Origin of the sequence: Pseudomonas sp. Irchel s3b2 (assembly GCF_900187445.1) — a bacterium.
Lineage (GTDB): Bacteria > Pseudomonadota > Gammaproteobacteria > Pseudomonadales > Pseudomonadaceae > Aquipseudomonas.
This window is the reverse complement of record NZ_FYEB01000012.1, coordinates 69,571-86,987: the sequence shown is the minus strand read 5'-3', so window position 1 is coordinate 86,987 and position 17,417 is coordinate 69,571. Positions and strand designations below refer to the sequence as shown.

Sequence of the window (17,417 nt, the reverse complement as noted above, 5' to 3'; positions counted from 1 at the left end):
CTATAGCGCTACCCTCCTCTATTCCGAGCACGACCGAATTGTCGATATTTCGACAATGCATGGATCAGGAAAGAGTAGTTGCAGGGAATTCTTGCCCCTCTAATTTCTCCATAACCAAACCAATGAAAGCAGATACAGCTAGCGGTAGGTGTTGCCGACTTGGGTAAAGCACATGCAGGCCGTACCCGGTTCTATGGTACTGCGGAAGCACAGACACAAGGCGCCCCGTCTGAAGATCAGACTTAGTCATGGCGGGCGGCAGCAAGGCAATTCCTAGCCCAGCCAACGTCGCCTTGCGCAAAGCTTGGGCGGTGTTTCCATTGAAACGGCTAGTGACCCGAACCTCTTCCGCCGCATCGTTTGGCCCATGAAGAACCCAGGTGGTGAAACCGCTAGGATGGCCAAAGCTCACACAGTCATGTTTGACCAGATCTCCAAGCTTAGTAGGAACGCCTCTTTTTTTAAGGTAATTCGGGCTGGCCACCAGACCTTCGTTACCAGCTCCAAGGAGTTGGCGACCGACGTATCCTGAGTCCTGCAACGCCCCACCTCGAAATGCAATATCGATGCGATCAGCGATCAAATCGGCGCGTGCATCACTCAGCACGAAGTCGACTTGTACCCGCGGATTCGCGTCAAGAAAATCGGCCACCCATTCCATAGGAAAGAAATCGAAGAAATCAGCCATTGCCGCAATGCGCACATTGCCACTCGGCTCTTGGTTTCCGGTCATCAGCTGCTCACCAGCGTCAATCAGACCTTCCACTGCTCCACAGCAGCGCTCGTGAAAAGCCTCGCCGGACTGGGTGAGTGTGAGCTTGCGCGTGGAGCGCTGCAGCAGCCTCGTACCGAGTTGAGCCTCAAGCTGTTGAACCCGCCGGCTTAAGGTGTTTGAGGGCATTCCAAGCTGCCGTGCTGCTTCAGCGAAACTACCGCTGCGCACCACTTTTACAAACAATGCGACGTCATTCAGATCGATCATCTTGCTGCCACCCACTCCAAAAATGGATCAGTTCAATCCAATTATGCCATCTAATAAAGCAATCAATAGACGCATATCCTTCAGTCATTGCTGCAGCTGACCTTCAGTTGCCGGAATCTCCTACGGGCTCACCGTCCAGACTTTTCGGCATCACTGAGTTCATCCACATCTAGTCCAGGCAGCCGGAACTCCGCTCGACGACATCGTCTGTCGGCAAGGGAGAACAAAGAGAAAACATATGACCGCCACCGTAGTAGTTCGACCACGCGCCATTGTCCATCGTACTGAAGGAAGCACACACGGCCCCATAACGAGGCTTATGAGTCCAGGTGATCTAGGCGAGCTGTTGAAGCCGTTTATTTTCCTGGACATTTTCAGCCTGAACGCCAGTGGTGGTAAGTCGAGTTTCGGCATGCATCCGCACTCAGGAATCGCAACGGTTACCTTCATGACAAAAGGGGATGTCTCTTATGAGGACACCACCGGGGCGACCGGTTTACTGCTTGCGGGTGGTGTTGAGTGGATGCAGGCCGGCAATGGGGTGTGGCACGACGCTACGCTAGCAAGCGAGTCCGCAATACAGGGATTCCAGCTCTGGGTGGCATTGCCGCCGCCGCTTGAAAACTCGCCCGCAATGAGTGTCTACCTTGCGCCGTCGCAAGTTCCACAAGTGGGCCCAGCACGGGTGCTACTGGGACGTTACGGGGCAGCACAAAGCCTGATCGAAGCACCGAGTGCAATGAACTATCTCGCCGTGAGTTTAAAAGACGGTGAGCACTGGCGTTACACCCCACCGTCCGCTCACAACATTGCCTGGCTCGCGGTTAGTTCAGGAAGTCTGGACGCAGGAGGGTTGATCAATGCCGGCGAATTAGCCGTGTTCGAAGAGTCAGAGCACCACATCAACTTCATCGCGAAAGGCGATTGCTCTTTCGTGATGGGCTCGGCGGTAAAGCATCCGTACGACCTGGTAACGGGTCACTACTCGGTTCACACGAGCAAGGCAGCTCTGGCGCAGGGCGAAACGGAAATACAGCGGATTGGCACACGGCTGCGGCAGCAAGGACGGCTCAACTAGCGCCGCTCAACCCGGCGTGAAAATCATCTCGACGATAACTATCCAACACCCCAAATCATACTGAGGCACGTCATGACAGCGAGCAATCTCAACCTTCTTTTGTCCCCCACTCAAATCGCCAACCTCCCCCTGAAAAATCACATGGTGATGGCGCCGCTGACGCGAAGCCGGGCTGGCCAAGGCGATGTTCCAACTTCCACAGTGGTCGAGTATTACCGTCAACGTGCAAGCGCCGGCCTCATCATTACTGAGGGTTCTCAGGTCTCCGCTCAAGGCAAAGGCTATATGAGAACACCGGGCATCTTCACCAGCGAGCAAATCGTCGGCTGGAAACACGTGACCGACGCCGTGCATGCAGAAGGCGGACGGATATTTCTCCAGCTCTGGCACGTTGGGCGCCTGTCACACTCCCTAGTACAGCTCGATAATCAGCTGCCGGTAGCCCCCTCAGCGATCAAGGCTGATGGCGAGATCTACACGCCTGAAGGACTGAAGCCTTACGAGTCACCACGTGCTCTGAGTCTGGATGAAATTCCTGGCGTGATCGCAGATTTTCGCCAAGGTGCTGAAAACGCGAAGCGTGCAGGTTTTGACGGTGTGGAAATACATGGTGCGAACGGTTACTTGATCGATCAGTTCCTGCGCGATGGCACCAACACCCGAACCGATTCATACGGCGGCTCTGCAGAAAATCGCGCTCGGTTTCTTAAGGAGGTTGTGGAGTCGGTCATCGAAGTATTCGGGGCTAGCCGCGTGGGCGTTCGCCTGTCGCCAATCTTTAATTACTTCTCCATGAGCGACAGCGATCCCCGAGCGACATTCAACTATGCAGCGAAAATGCTCAGTCACTACGGGCTAGCCTACATTCACGTAGTAGAAGTCGGTGCGGGTTCATTCGACTTCAGAGAACTAAAGCGTCGTTTCGGAGGCACCTACATCGCCAATGGCGGCTATGACGCGGAACGCGCAGAAACGTCGCTCCGAGAAGGAAATGCTGATCTGGTGTCCTTTGGCACTGCGTTCCTGGCCAACCCGGATCTGGTAGAGCGATTCGAACAGGGTGTCGCACTGAATGACGCAGACCCGACCACCTTCTACCAGGGTGAGGAGCACGGATATACGGATTACCCGACCATGGCCCAGATCCTATAGCGATGAAGTGCTGCGGCAAGCGTAGTCGCCGCCGGCTGCCTCTCGCAGAGTAATCGGGCCGCAGGTAGCAATGCCGAACCGGAGTAGGCGTCTGCACCCACTCCGGTATCCACCTGCAAATCTGCGGCAATCCTGTCTTGACAAACAAACTGTGATCACATATCACTTGATGAGATTTTCTTGTCTATGCGCGCCGTAGCCAAGGAAGAACTCATGAACAAAAATAAGACAGGACGCATTAGCTATGAACGTGATGAAGCGGCTGACACCCTATACCGGATTGAGGGTTTTGATTTCTGGTGGGGCAGCAGGCATTGGAGAATCGATCGCGGCTGCATATCTCGAAATTGGGGCAAGAGTCCATGTCTGTGATGTAAGTGAGCAGGCGATCGCACAATTTCGTGAGCGCTATCCTGAGGCTTTGGCCACATTGGCTGACGTCTCCGACTCTGCTCAAATTAAGCGAGTCTTCGAGGTACAACAGGAGTGGGTGGATGGGCTCGATGTACTTATCAACAATGCAGGCATAGCAGGGCCGACCGGCGGAATCGACAAAATCAGCGATGCCGAATGGGAACAGACAATAGACATCAATCTCAATGCGCAGTATCGCTTCGCTCATCATGCTGTCCCCCTCCTAACGAAGTCAGAACACGCACACATCATTCACATTTCATCCGTCGCGGGGCGCTTAGGTTATGCCTGGCGAACTCCATACGCCGCGACCAAGTGGGCGATCGTAGGTCTTATGAAGTCATTGGCAGCCGAGTTGGGCGAAAAAGACATTCGAGTCAACGCACTGCTGCCAGGCATCGTCGAGGGCCCTCGCCAGGATCGCGTCATCAGTGATCGCGCCAAACAGTTAGGCATTTCAGAGCCGGAGATGCGTCAACAAACGTTGAAGAAAATCTCATTGCGCCGGATGACTCCAGCCGAAGACGTGGCAGCAATGGCCTTATTTCTTTGCTCTCCTGCCGCTCACAATGTGACAGGCCAAGCAATCAGTATCGACGGCAATGTCGAGTATCTCTGATTAAATCAGATCTAAAACGTCTCGCCATCAACCTTGGTGGCGAGATGGTTGTTGTACATGTGCACCTAGAGAACTCGTTTTCCCTCAATTCCGCCATTTCGATCTATTTAACCGGCGCATCCGTGATCACAGATGCCTCATTTTTCTATGCCGGCTGATCGAACATGCCTATAATTCTCGCCATGAACCTATCCACACTCGTAACGCCCATGATCCGCCAGACCCTCAGTGCGGACGTTTATGCCCAGCTGCGTGATCTGCTGATAAGTGGACGCGTTATGCCTGGGGAAAAGCTCTCCCTCAGATCTATCGCGGACGCTCTAGGTGTTAGCGTCATGCCAGTGCGAGAAGCGGTTCACAGGTTGGTCGCTGAGCAAGCGCTTGAAATGGCGGCTAATCGATATATTCGCGTTCCTGTACTGACGGTCAGCCAGTTCCGGGAAATCACCAGTATCCGGTTGAATCTGGAGGGGCAAGCTGCAGCTCGTGCTGCGGAGCTTGTTGATTCCCAGGCGCTGGCTGAGATAGAAAAGATACACGAGGCATTTTGCGCGGAGTTTGCAAAAGGCGCTCCCGATGAGTCACGGCTAATTACGCTAAACAAAGAATTGCATTTCGCAATTTATAATCAGGCGGACATGCCCATCCTGCTCCAGATAGTTGAGTCCCTGTGGTTGAGAATAGGGCCTATCATCAACTATGACCTACGATCTGGCACTGAGCGTGTGGTTCAGCGAGTGCAAGCCAGTCATCACGCAGCGATGGTTGATGCTTTAAAGAAGGGTGACCCCGTTGCCGCCTGTGAATCACTGCAAGATGACATCAAAAGTGCTGCCGAGTTTATCCTGAATACAGGGGCGCTGATCGTTGCCGATGCGCACAAGCCTGTCGAAGCTGATTAATTTCACCAACAAGTTTTAAAAAGAGGCGCCCTGATATCAGGGCGCCTCTTTTTTTGCTCGCTTATTACATTTGAGCGCCGATCATCCAAGGCACTGTTTCTTCATTGCCAACGCCCAACGCCTCGCTTTTAGATTTTTCCCCAGAAGCCACTCGTATGAGCATGTCGAAAATCTCTTTACCCTTTGATTCAAGGGTGGCATCGCCATCCATGACATCCCCGCAGTTGATGTCCATATCATCCTTCATGCGAGTGTACATTTTGGTATTCGTCGCAAGCTTGATCGAAGGAGCAGGTTTGGCGCCATAGCACGAGCCGCGTCCGGTGGTGAACGCAACGAGGTTTGCGCCGCTGGCGATTTGGCCGGTGGCTCCCATCGGGTCATAGCCAGGCGCATCCATGAACACCAAGCCTCGGACTGTAATGGGCTCGGCGTAACGATAAACGCCCATGAGTGCTGAGGAACCACTTTTGGCAACTGCGCCTAGAGACTTTTCAAGAATGGTCGTTAAGCCGCCAGCCTTGTTGCCAGGAGTGGGGTTATTGTCGATGCTGCCTTTTTCGCGGTCTGCGTAGCTTTCCCACCATTTGATAAGGTCGACGATACCCTGGCCGACCTCACGGGTTGCCGCGCGACGAGTCAGCAGGTGTTCAGCGCCGTAGATCTCCGGCGTTTCGCTAAGGATGGCCGTTCCACCTTGCGCTACGAGCATATCGACAGCCACACCGAGGGCGGGGTTGGCCGTGATGCCCGAGTACCCGTCCGAACCGCCGCACTGGAGCGCCACGGTCAGGTGCCGGGCCGAGACCGGCTCGCGTCGGCACTCGTTGGCAACCGGCAGCATCGATTCCACGGCGGCAATGGCGGCATCCGCTGCGTTGCGGGTTCCGCCAACGTCTTGGATGACCACGGGAGCGATAAGCTTGCCGGTCTCGATGCCCTGGGCCATGAACAGCGCGCCCATCTGATTGGCTTCACAGCCAAGGCCGATGACCACCACGCCAGCGAAGTTGGCGTGCTTGATGAACCCGCCTAGCGTGCGCCGCAGTTGGTTCACCCCCTCGCCATTGTGCTCTATGCAGCAACCGAAGCTGTGGGTGATCGGCACCACACCGTCCACGTTTGGGTAAGCATCCAGCACACCGTTTCGCGAGAAGTGTTCAACCACCATTTTGGTCACTGTCGCGGAGCAGTTCACTGTGCTCACGACACCGATGTAGTTTCGCGTGGCAACCCGACCGTCCGCCCGGACGAACCCTTGAAACGTGATGGGAGCGGCGGCAGGCGAAGCGATTTTGGCGTCCTCGCCGAACGCGTAGTCCCGCTCGAACGTCGCCATCTCGAGATTGTGCGTATGCACGTAATCGCCTGGTTCGATGGCTTGCGTGGCAAAGCCGATAATTTGCCCATAACGCAGGACAGCTTCGCCTGCGTTCACATGCGCCAGGGCAATCTTGTGCGCTGCGGGCACATCGGCGAGCACCACGATATTGCCGAACTCGGTGACAACTGTCCCTTGAGATATAGGAGCGCGCGCGATTGCAACATTGTCATCAGGATGTAGTTTAAGTGCTAGGGATGTGCTCTTCATTTTGTCCTCCCATTATCAGTAATACACGGCACGGCTTGGGGCAATACAATGTTGCCCCGAGTTGTTGTAGTGATCGTTTCCTGTGCCTGACGCAACTTTAAACTCAAAAACGCGGCGAGCGTCAAAAGAGCAGCAACAATAATAAGACCATTCTTCGTACTCCCAGTTGTTTGCTCTACGAAGCCCAGCAACGAAGGCCCGAAGAAGCCACCAGTAATACCAAAGGTGTTCACTAACGCTAGACCCGCCGCCATACCTGCTCCCGCTAGCCTTGAACTGGCAAAGAGAAATATCACAGGCTGAACAACAAAAAACATTGATGCCGTCAGAGTGAATCCTATTAGTGCGATTAACGGAGTGGTAAATGCCGCGAGGGTCAATCCAGCCGACATCAGGAGCAGCCCCCCGAACATTATTTTTCGCGAAATTTTTGGAGTAGTTGCATATTTTGGAAGAAACGCTGCGCCAAGTGCTGCAGCTATCCATGGGATTGAGTTTAACAATCCTATTTGTAAGGATGACAAGCCTCCGTAGGTACCGATGATGCCCGGCAAGAAGAAAATTACCGAATACACACTAATTTGATGGAGAAAGTACACCGCGATGGCAAGCCAAATTTGAGGAATTTTAAGAACACCTTTAAAAGAATGACCAACGTTACCCGAAGCGATTTCTTCATCATGTTCTTTTTTCAGGCTTTGCTCTACTTTAGTTGCTTGTTCCTTTGACAGCCAACTTGCAGTAGATGGGCCGTCCGGAAGCTTTCGCCAAATCACGACGGAGAATAGAACAGCTGGAATGCCCTCCAAGAAGAAGAGCCACTGCCAGCCGTGCCAACCCAAGATTCCATCCATCTGTAACAACAAACCGCCAACCGGGCCGCTGATGATGTTCGCGAGACAGACCCCGATTAGAAAATAACCGCTGGCTCGTGCTCTTTGCTCACGACCAAACCAATAGGTTAAATAGAGCATTACACCTGGGAACAATCCGGCTTCAGCTGCGCCCAGTAGCGCGCGGGCAATGTAAAACGTAGTCTCATCGGTAATGAAGGCCATACCGGCAGACAATAACCCCCACGTGATCATGATCCTGGTGATCCAGAGTCGGGCACCCACTCTGTGCATGATCAGGTTGCTGGGTACTTCCATGAGTGCATAGGTGAGGAAGAAGAGCCCTGCACCAAAACCGTAGGCAGCAGCAGAAATACCCAAGTCGACTGCCATGTGGGTTTTGGCAAGTGAAATATTTGTTCTGTCCAGAAAGCTGATGACGTAAGCAAACACCAACATCGGCATTAACTTGCGAAACATTAAAGCGTTCAGCGACTGTCCCTTTTGTGTTTTTGTATGGGTCGTAGCGAACATGATTCAGGTCTCCTCATAAGGATAGATTGCTAGGGCGCCGGTTTTGTGAGGCGACCTTTAGCAATTCATTTCCTCTAGCTAAACTTAAAGGTGTGAGTACCCGCGCTTAGAAGTTGACGTTATCGCCACCTTTGAGCTTCAGGATTTCCCTGGCATCAGCTGGTGTCGCCACTTCAAGTGAAAGCCCTTCGAGAATTTTGCGCATGCGCAAGACTTGATCGGCGTTGCTTTTTGCCAATTGGCCTGGCCCGTCCCAAAGCGAGTCTTCAAGACCTACACGCACGTGTCCTCCAAGCGTGGCTGATTGAGCACCAATGCTCATCTGCTGCTTTCCTGCTGGAAGAACCGACCACTGATAGTCATCCCCAAAGAGACGATCAGCTGTGCGCCGCATATGAAGTACGTCCTCAGGGTGACCGCCGATACCGCCCAAAATACCGAAGACCGATTGGATCAAAAATGGGGGTTTTATGAGGCCACGATCAATGAAATGTGCAGCGGTGTAGAGATGCCCAATGTCATAGCATTCGATTTCAAAACGGGTACCGTTCTCACTGCATGACTCGAGGATGTGGGCTATGTCGGAAAATGTGTTTTTGAAAATGCGATCATGGCTGCCGGCGAGGTATGGTTCCTCCCAAGCGTGTTTGAACTCTTTAAACCGATTGAGCATTGGGTAAAGACCCATGTTCATCGTGCCCATGTTCAATGAGGCCACTTCCGGTTTGAATTGATGTGCTGGACGAAGTCGATCTTCAAGAGACATTGTCGGTGCGCCACCTGTAGTCAGGTTGATCACCACATCGCTCGCCTCTTTGATAGCAGGCAAAAACTGCTTAAACAATTCAGGATCCTGAGAGGGACTCCCATCAACTGGATTACGCGCATGCAGGTGAACTATTGAGGCACCCGCCTGTGCAGCACCAATCGCAGCTTCCGCAATTTGACCCGGTGTTACCGGCAGGTAAGCGGACATAGAAGGTGTATGAATTGCGCCGGTGACCGCGCAAGTGATGATGACTTTACGAGCCATGGTGATCTCCTGGTTACTTTTATTTTGGTGTTCAGGATGAAGTGATGCCGTCAGGAATTTGGGGCTTGACGCTTATGAGCAGCGAGGGCCATCAGGCGGCGGTCACGCCAGGCGGAACGCAATGCAATTCCTTCGAGCTCAAGTTTTTGGCGACGCTCGTCATGTACTCGAGCAACCGCTGATTCCGACCAGTCAAAAGCATTTTCGGAATTGATCGTTTCGCGATTTTGCTGACCGTAGCGTTTGGCATAGTCAGATACGCCGGTAGGGGCGTTGAGATCGATAGTTTCGAAGGGGCCCATAAATGACCAGCGAAGGGCGAGCCCATCTTTAAGCACCCGATCAATATCCTCCGAGCTAGCAAAGCCTTCCTCATGCAATTTGAAGCATTCGTTGAGGACTGCGGCTTGGACTCGGTTCAACAAGAAGCCGTGGATCTCTCGGGATAGAACGACAGGGCTCTGCCCTGCTGCGGTGTAGATCTCATGTGCTCGAATCATCACTTCAGAGTCTGTCCACGGCGCAGGGCACAGCTCCACAAGCGGAACTAAGTAAGGTGGGTTGGTAGGGTGCGCAACTACGCAGCGTCCCCGACCTGAAAGATCCTTAGTGAACTCAGAGGCCGGTAACCATGAAGTTGAACTGGCGAGAATCGCGTCCTTGGGCGCCAACGCATCCATTCGACTAAAGATGTCGATTTTCGCCTCCACCGTTTCCCGAACGTTTTCCTGTACGAGCACTACATCACGTAGCGCTTCAGCCAAGTCGGGAACGCACGTAATGCGTGCAAGTACGGTGAGGGGGGCGTCATTGAGAAGATCGAATTCTGCGAGCTCGTTAAGTCTCGCTTCGATGTAGGCATGGCTGTTCTGCATTGTCTGCAGATCCATGTCGTGTAGACGCACCGGATGTCCTGCCCGAGCAAAAACAATCGCCCAAGCTCTCCCAATCAGGCCCGCGCCAACGATTGCAATGGGGCCACGCTCGGTCGCAGATGGAGTTGTACTTCGCATGATGTTCTCCAAATTTTGTATTTATGTTTAGGAGTAATCGTTTGAGCGGTTGGTGAACAATGCTGACGCTCAGATGTTCGCTCTGAGACAGATCCTATCCACTGTGATCACAGATCACAAGATAATAATTTTGATTGTCTGACGATCGGCTATGCAAGGGATTCGAGGGTCGAGATAGCACCTGCAGATGGCATGAGCCTCAGCGGGTAGGCGCGCTTCAGGTGTGTTGAGCTGAAATTGAAAAGGAAAAGGAAAAGGAAAAGGAAAAGACTTTTTCGGGATTGAACCTTCGCGTTAAATAAACGCAGAAAAGCCCGCCTGCCGAGCGGGCTCTTCAATCACATCTTTCAGCCTGCGTGGCCGTGACCCGCTTCACGAAGGAACGCGCGTACCGTGTCACAGAACTCCAACGGGTTTTCAGTCATTGGATAGTGGCCAGTACCTGCGAGCACGGCGATCTTACTGCCGGGAATGCGAGACGCTGTTTCCTCAACCTTCTCTTGGTACACCAACCAATCCGCATCACCGCGCAGAAGTAGAACAGGCGCTTTGATCTTTCCAACTTGTTGCCGCTGATCAAAGTTTGCATAACCTGTCAGGTCACCTTTCATCACCTGCGGCGTGGTGCGCGAGATCTGCCACACCACCTCCCTAGCGCGATCTGGTGGAGTGCGATTGCCCGTCATCGAACGAGACCAGGCACCGATGATCTCTGGCCCATTCATGAGCAACATATCGAGGAAGAACTCCGAAACCGTTGGGGTGAAATCTGCCCCCTCGGCTGAAATGATCGCACTGTACGCATCGGGTCGACGTGCCCCCAATTCCAGCACCAGATTGCCGCCCATCGAGCACCCCATGATGGCAGGCCTCTCAAGTCCCAGGGCCTCCATAAGATGTTCGTTGAACTCCGCATGGCGAGTGAGGCTGTGGAATGGGCCTGATTCGGGCAGCTCTGATTTGCTGTGCCCAGGGGCGTCAACTGCAATGACGCGGAACTCATCTGAGAGACCGTCCAGTACGTGCCTGTACATTAGAGAATCTTGCGACGCCGCATGGAAACAAACGAGCGGACGCCCCTCCCCTGCTTCTTCGTAGTAAACGCGAATTCCATCCACGGTGATGTAGCGTCCGACCGTCTCTTTGCCCGACGGTTTCGGCCCGGGAGAATAGGAGACTGAAGGGGTTTTATCGGCTTTCCCTACACGCTTCATTGCGTCAAACGCGCGGGCCATCACATCAACGTACTGCCATGCGGCGACTACGTTGCCCTCAAGCTCAAGCTTGCCCAACCCTGGGGACAACGCTTCAAACCAGTCGATCTTTCCATCAAGAACACGTTGCCACTCATCATCAGAACCAGACACGATGATATCCGCGCCCAAAGGGCTTCCTTCCGGATAAACCGCAACGACTTTACCGGCGAGAACCGCAAGCGTTGAAAAGCCTGTGCTGTGCTTGAATTGAATGCGCCCATCGAAATAGCGAGCAGCGGCAGTCCAATCAGCATCACCGTTTAACTCGTCGGCGAATTGGCTCAACCATTTGGCATCATTAATAAGGGTCATGACTTTCTCCTAGCTTTAGCTATCCCCAAGGGGATTTTCTTGTAAGTGCAGGTGCAACAGGTTTGTTACAAACCCATGTTGCAAGAGTGCTTCGAGACCAACGCCTTGTCGTACTTAAGGAACCAGCCGGTAGTTTCACGTGTGAAGAAAATGGTGATGATGGCCGCTAGTACCATGAGGCCGGAGATAAAGTAGAGCGCGTAGTTGTAGCCAGCAGCCTGCTCAAAGCCACCACCAGCGCCGATGAACATCCCGATCACGAAAGGCCCGAAGCCACCGGCGTAAATACCGACGTTGACGATTGAGCCTGCAAGGCCAGTCGTGCCTTGCTTTGCAGAATCGAACGCAATGGCATACAGCAACGTGTAGGGCGCGTTCATTGCGAACCCAGCAAACAATTGAATCGCGATCAGCCAGGTCAGGCTGACTGATGAGTATTTGAAGAGGTACATGCCCACCGCAAGCCACGCGAAAACAAGCACAAGGCAAAGTTTTCGGCCAGCTCGGTCTGAAATCCATCCCCAAACGATCTGGCCGATGCCGCCGGTGATGGTGAAGAGCACCGAGTAAGCAGCAGCCTCCGCGAAGTTGTAATGAGCAACAAAGGCCAGATACTGAGGCAGCCAGAAGCTGATGCCGAAGTAGCCCACAATCGCAAACATCGAGATCAATGCAATGGTGCTGATGTTTGGATTTTTCATCGCCGATTTGAAAGCGCCTTTGGGTACTTCAACAACGCCTTGGGCCACTTCCAACGCCGGAGGCGTTTCGCCTACAGCTTGAGCGTGTTCAACAAATGACTCGTATCGCTTCTTCGTACTGAACCACCAGTAGATCGAGAAGATGATGATCATCGGCACGGGAAATAGCAGAAAGGCCAAGCGCCAGTTTTCTGGGCCGTAAGCATTAAGCAGTGCACTGATCGCCAGGCCGCCGATCAATGTGCCCCAAGGATATCCAGTGTGATGAAGCCCCAATGCGAAGCCACGTCGCTCTTTCGACCACCACTCAGACAAGGAGGTGACTTCGATGGCTTCGCCGGCACCACCAAATGCGTGAGACATCACTTGCAGCGCGACAAGCACTCCCAGCGAGCCGGTCAAGAAATTGAGGCCGGTCAGAAAGGTGAATAGCGTGTAAGCAATCACGATTGGCAGGTGGCGATATTTTCGCATCCATCCTTGGCCACCTTTATCCGCCCAAATCATGCAAGGCACTGCTATCAACGACGTCGCGATCGTGATGAAGGCAGCAAGCAATCCGGTCAGCTCTGCGCTTGTTTTGAACTCGCTGGTGATGGAAGGCAAGACCATGAAAAACATCTGGCGGGAGTTGGCATCCATGGCATAGACGAGCCATAGAAGAGCCATCGCTCCCCATGAGGCTACACCTGCCCCTTTCGGCACGCGCTGAATCGCAGGTAACACTTCGATTTTGTCTTGAGCAAATCCCATGGGGATATCTCCGGGTGTTTATTTTTATTCTCCGGCTGGGGATTCGTGTTTTGCACACTTGCGACCCCAGCATCTGAGATGAATCAGCACTTGTCGTACTGCTCACCATGGACAGAGGTTATGGGTCAATTTTAGGGTTGAATATAGCTAGCCGAGCACACCTGCTGTGAACGGTAGGAACAGGTCAGTGGCACAAAACGAGAGGAGCCCCGCCGAAGCACTCGTCCAGGAAATTTCGGGGGACTTGGTTTCAAACTGAGAATGATCTGTCGAGTACAGGGCAGGCGGGAAGTTACCAACGAGTAGGATCAGGGCTCACTGAGCCTAGGAGCCAAAGTTGCGGATTGGCCCAGGGGTAAAATGAAAATTAGTGGAGGTGCCGTAGTGGCTATCAAGGCGCTTCGGGTAGTCCTCTCACGACCTTCCATGGATGATCAATCCATTTTTGCTGGAAAAACTCGATGAAAACTCTGATGCGAGGGCTCAGATGCTTACGATCTGAGTAGAGCAGATAAATAGGCTCTAGGATCTCCGCTTTAAACTCATCAAGAAGGAGCACAAGCGAGCCTTCCTGGATATCTTTCCCAATGTGAAAATCTGCAAGTCGGACTATGCCCGCGCCTGACTTGGCCATGTCTCTTAGCAACTCGCCTTGAGTAAACGAGCCCCTCGGCTTCACAGGGGTCGTGACGCCCAGACCATCCTGGATAAACGCCCATTTGTTCCAGGGACTGACGAAACTGAAAATAAAGCAACGATGGTTCATCAGGTCTTTCGGCTGCAGCGGCGTTCCATACTTTTCGAGGTATTCAGGCGAAGCACATAGTAACCATTCACACTCGCCGATTTTCTTTGCAATTCTGGATGAACTCGGAAGAATCCCACTGTGAATTGCTATGTCCAACCCTTGCTCGAACTGGTCAACGAACTGGGCGCCTAACTGAATCTCGACATCAAGACCGGGATAAGTGTCGAGGAATTCTGGCAACCAAGGCACGATTTGCTGCTTCGCAAAAGAGGTCATCGTGTGGATGCGAAGCGTGCCACTGACCCTTGAAGGAAGCCCTTCTGCCAGAGAGTCAGCTTCACTCATCGCCTCAACCACAGCTTTCGCACTGCGCAGGTAAGCAGCCCCCTCCTCCGTCAGAGTGAGGACTCGGGAACCCCTCTGGAAAAGCCGAACCCGAAGCCGATCTTCTAGCCGCGCTATCAATTTGCTGATGGCCGACGGAGTCATCTCGTGCGCCCTGGCGGCGGCAGAAAAACTTCCGCATTCCGTCGACCAGATGAAAGCTAGCATTTGAGAGTATTGATCCATATTGGCACGCTCCTTACCCAACTGAGTTCACTTGTTTATTTACACAAAAAAACGCGCCGTAGCGCGTTTTTTTTGCCACAAAATCAGCGGATAAATTGCTCGATATAATCGTCCGGCAAACCCAGCGTCTTGTAATGGCTGCGGGCAGCTTCTAGCTTGGTGAAAACGTCTTCATAGCCAACCGCGACACCCTGTGGGTCGACGTAAGTGTAGCCACCCTGAACGTGGAACCAGGTGATCATTTCTTCGACGTCTTCAGGAACGAACAGAGTGTGAGTCTCTCCTGGCGGCTCGAACGCGAAGGAGCCTTCGTCAGCGACCCAGTCATGTTCGAGGTAGTACCAGCGCCCCTTCAACACGATCGCATGCACTGCACCCGTATGGCGGTGGCGTGATAACACCCCACTCTGCCGCACTCGTAGCAGGTTTATATAGTAGCCACCGCTAACGCTCAGAAGCAGTGGTTTGAAAGAAACTGACTTGGTGACAGGCACCCAGAGATTGTCGTCTTCGAGCCAAGTGGTCATTACGCCTGGATGCACCATGTCTGGAGACATGAAAGGCACCTGTGGCAATGCGTAAGGAATAGCGAGTTCATCAGGTTTAACGGGCGTATTCATTATGTATTTCTCTCAACGTGTGACTGGCGAGCGAGCCAGGATTTCAATCGCTGAGTGAGATTAGGTGATGCTCTCGCGCAGGAGAATACTCAGAAATTCACACCATCTGTGACTACTCGTCACAGCGCGTTTGGCTCATCCCACAGCAAGCAACGACGCAGCCCAAGCTCATGCTGCGAACGGTTCAAGTCACCGTCCCCATCAAATATTTCAATTAGCGGTTAGCGTCCATTAGCGGATTGCGTCCCCAACAGAGGGGACACATTTTCCCTAGTACCTTCACTACCATGCAGACCTGTTCATCTGAAAGCCGCTTATACAGTAGTAATCGGCTTGGAATAACGAGGTTTAGCAATGCCTTCTCTCAGCCCGTCCCTTGAGCTCAGTCCCGAGCTTGCAGCTCACCCGGCCTATTCGCGAGTGTTCCAGCCCGAAGGCCTCACCTTCGGATACATCATGCCCTTGGAAGGCTACCCAAATTCACCGTTCCCTACTTTGCAGGATCATCAACGTCTTGCTCGGATCGCGGATGAGGCTGGTTTTGCAAGTTTATGGATGAGGGACGTGCCCTTTTACGATCCAAGCTTTGGTGACACCGGGCAGATGATCGACCCCTTCGTCTACCTTGGATATTTGGCAGCCGTAACTAAACAAATTGCTCTAGGAACGACAGGAATCGTTCTTCCACTGCGCGAGCCGTTGATCGTTGCTAAACAGTCTGTGTCGGTTGACCAGCTCACCGGTGGACGATTCATGTTGGGGCTCTCAAGCGGAGATCGCCCCATCGAATATCCTGCCTTCGGCATTGATTTTGAAACGAGAGAAGAGCGATACAGGGAAGGCTTTCAGCTCATACGCACAGTGACGGAGAACAGTTTCCCAACTGCCTCAACCCGACTTTTCGGGCAATTGGAAGGCCTCCTGGATATGGTGCCGAAGCCAGTCGGCCCTCGTCTTCCCATGATTGTGGTGGGCAGAGCCCGCCAAACACTTGAGTGGATCGCAAATAATGCCGATGCCTGGATATGGCATCTGAGTGACTTTGGTCGACTCCCTGCTCTGATTCAGGAGTTCCGATCAGCCAATCAGAGTGGTGCGTTCAAACCCTATGGTTACGCTACCTTTTTCGACCTGGCAAAAGACCCAACCACTCCGTTGGAGCGCGGCTACAACGGCATCAGGATTGGACGTAACGCCCTGATAGAGCTCTGGAAGCGGCAGCAGGATGAAGGTGTTTCGCACGTTGCCTTAAACATAAAACCCCTACAGCGCCCAGCAGCTGATGTCTTGGAAGAGATGGCTGAATATGTCTTGCCCCACTTTCCAGTTGGCCAAAGCGCCCCGAAGGTGAGCCTGTGAGCAAGTCAGTGGATAGAGCAGCTATCCAACATCTAATAGACGGCTTCCTCAGCGCATGGGATAGCGGGAGTTGGGATTCAACTAAGGACTTGTTTTCAGGAAAGTGCCAACTGGTAACGAGCCACATGTCATCCCATGAAGGTGGACGCGAAATAGCCGAAGCGTTCAAGCAGGATCGAGCGAAGACTAATGCTTTGTCATTGAAGGCAACCAATCGCTACGTTGGGGCAACAGAATCCGACGGAGCATTTAGCTTTTATGTCTACGGCCAAATGAACAAAGCTACTGAGTCGAAAGGTTTTGGATTTGGCATGACAGTGACTGGCTCGCTCAAAAAAATAGCAAGCTCCTGGCAATTCGAAAGGGTTTTGATCGCATTGAACTGGGTGACCGGCGACCACTCACTCGCGACTCACTGGACACTTCCGCCGGGCGACGACGGCTGGAGAATTGGAGATCCAGCCCCGACCATAGTCAGCGAAATAGACTCGCCGTGGCTGGCTTTCCCACATTCAACGCCTGCGGCAAGTGCCCACGAATCCATTGCTGAAACCTATGCTCGCTATTCATGGGCTCTGGATCAGGCAGACATGCATTTGCTTTCGAACTGCTTTGCGGATGATGCAGCAGGTGATTTCCAACCCATGGGTATTATCGAAGGCCGGCACGCAATCATCGGTTCATTCAAAGAGTTCCGCCGTCCCTGGCCGTGGATGCAACATTTTGCCGACGTCCTGGACGTCCAAGCCGATGAGGAACAGGGTGTAGCAGAAATGCTAGTGGGACGAATAATCCCCGGTAACTCGCATGCGCAGGACGGCACTCCACTCTACGGAGCCCACTACCGAATGCGCTTGAGGCGCAAATACGAGGGGTTCTGGCAATTAACCTGGAGCGAATACAGGCCCGGCTGGTTCAACGCAAACGAGGCTCCAGAACTCTAAAGT

Annotated in this window: 15 protein-coding genes; 6 read left to right on the top strand and 9 right to left on the bottom strand. The window is 53.1% G+C overall.

Features of this window, described 5'->3' with window-relative positions:
• Window positions 1-64: 64 nt before the first annotated feature.
• A complete protein-coding gene (locus CKW20_RS21970) occupies window positions 65-982 on the bottom strand; it encodes a LysR family transcriptional regulator (RefSeq protein ID WP_095054752.1) in 918 nt (305 codons plus the stop codon).
• A 238-nt stretch (window positions 983-1,220) separates the two neighbouring features.
• Between CKW20_RS21970 and CKW20_RS21965 the strand changes: the two genes are divergently transcribed.
• The 4 genes from CKW20_RS21965 (at window position 1,221) to CKW20_RS21950 (ending at window position 5,147) form a co-directional block, all read left to right on the top strand.
• Window positions 1,221-2,060 (top strand): pirin family protein, encoded by an 840-nt coding sequence (locus CKW20_RS21965; protein ID WP_095054751.1) that lies wholly within the window; start codon window positions 1,221-1,223, stop codon window positions 2,058-2,060.
• 72 nt (window positions 2,061-2,132) lie between these two features.
• Window positions 2,133-3,212: an alkene reductase gene (locus tag CKW20_RS21960; RefSeq protein ID WP_095054750.1), complete on the top strand. Its 1,080-nt coding sequence runs from the start codon at window positions 2,133-2,135 to the stop codon at window positions 3,210-3,212.
• A gap of 244 nt (window positions 3,213-3,456) precedes the next feature.
• A complete protein-coding gene (locus CKW20_RS21955; protein ID WP_095054749.1) occupies window positions 3,457-4,245 on the top strand; it encodes an SDR family oxidoreductase in 789 nt (262 codons plus the stop codon).
• A gap of 209 nt (window positions 4,246-4,454) precedes the next feature.
• Entirely contained in the window at window positions 4,455-5,147 is a 693-nt protein-coding gene (locus CKW20_RS21950; protein ID WP_256585090.1) for a GntR family transcriptional regulator, read from the top strand.
• A gap of 64 nt (window positions 5,148-5,211) precedes the next feature.
• Here CKW20_RS21950 and CKW20_RS21945 read toward each other — a convergent pair whose 3' ends face one another.
• The 8 genes from CKW20_RS21945 to CKW20_RS21910 form a co-directional block, all read right to left on the bottom strand.
• On the bottom strand, window positions 5,212-6,738 hold the full coding sequence (locus CKW20_RS21945; protein WP_095054748.1) for a UxaA family hydrolase: 1,527 nt from the start codon (window positions 6,736-6,738) through the stop codon (window positions 5,212-5,214).
• Window positions 6,735-8,105, bottom strand: a complete 1,371-nt coding sequence (locus CKW20_RS21940) for an MFS transporter (RefSeq protein WP_095054747.1) — start codon at window positions 8,103-8,105, stop codon at window positions 6,735-6,737. The genes CKW20_RS21945 and CKW20_RS21940 overlap by 4 nt, the downstream gene beginning before the upstream one ends.
• 106 nt (window positions 8,106-8,211) lie before the next feature.
• Window positions 8,212-9,138, bottom strand: coding sequence for a 3-keto-5-aminohexanoate cleavage protein (locus tag CKW20_RS21935; protein WP_095054746.1), 927 nt, complete (start codon window positions 9,136-9,138; stop codon window positions 8,212-8,214).
• Between the two features lie 50 nt (window positions 9,139-9,188).
• Window positions 9,189-10,151 carry a 3-hydroxyacyl-CoA dehydrogenase gene (locus CKW20_RS21930; RefSeq protein ID WP_095054745.1) on the bottom strand — a complete coding sequence of 321 codons (963 nt, stop codon included), beginning with the start codon at window positions 10,149-10,151 and terminating at the stop codon, window positions 9,189-9,191.
• Window positions 10,152-10,498: 347 nt separating this feature from the next.
• Window positions 10,499-11,719 (bottom strand): alpha/beta fold hydrolase, encoded by a 1,221-nt coding sequence (locus tag CKW20_RS21925; RefSeq protein WP_095054744.1) that lies wholly within the window; start codon window positions 11,717-11,719, stop codon window positions 10,499-10,501.
• A 65-nt stretch (window positions 11,720-11,784) separates the two neighbouring features.
• A complete protein-coding gene (locus CKW20_RS21920) occupies window positions 11,785-13,173 on the bottom strand; it encodes an MFS transporter (protein ID WP_095054743.1) in 1,389 nt (462 codons plus the stop codon).
• 391 nt (window positions 13,174-13,564) lie between these two features.
• Window positions 13,565-14,491, bottom strand: coding sequence for a LysR family transcriptional regulator (locus tag CKW20_RS21915; RefSeq protein ID WP_095054742.1), 927 nt, complete (start codon window positions 14,489-14,491; stop codon window positions 13,565-13,567).
• An 83-nt stretch (window positions 14,492-14,574) separates the two neighbouring features.
• Window positions 14,575-15,111, bottom strand: coding sequence for a 2,4'-dihydroxyacetophenone dioxygenase family protein (locus CKW20_RS21910; protein WP_095054741.1), 537 nt, complete (start codon window positions 15,109-15,111; stop codon window positions 14,575-14,577).
• Between the two features lie 354 nt (window positions 15,112-15,465).
• Here CKW20_RS21910 and CKW20_RS21905 point away from each other — a divergent pair, with 354 nt between their 5' ends.
• Together CKW20_RS21905 and CKW20_RS21900 are read left to right on the top strand one after the other, a co-directional pair.
• Window positions 15,466-16,470, top strand: a complete 1,005-nt coding sequence (locus CKW20_RS21905) for an LLM class oxidoreductase (RefSeq protein ID WP_095054740.1) — start codon at window positions 15,466-15,468, stop codon at window positions 16,468-16,470.
• 125 nt (window positions 16,471-16,595) lie between these two features.
• The gene (locus CKW20_RS21900; protein WP_256585089.1) at window positions 16,596-17,414 is read left to right on the top strand and encodes a nuclear transport factor 2 family protein; all 819 of its coding nucleotides are present in this window, start codon (window positions 16,596-16,598) and stop codon (window positions 17,412-17,414) included.
• Window positions 17,415-17,417: the final 3 nt, after the last annotated feature.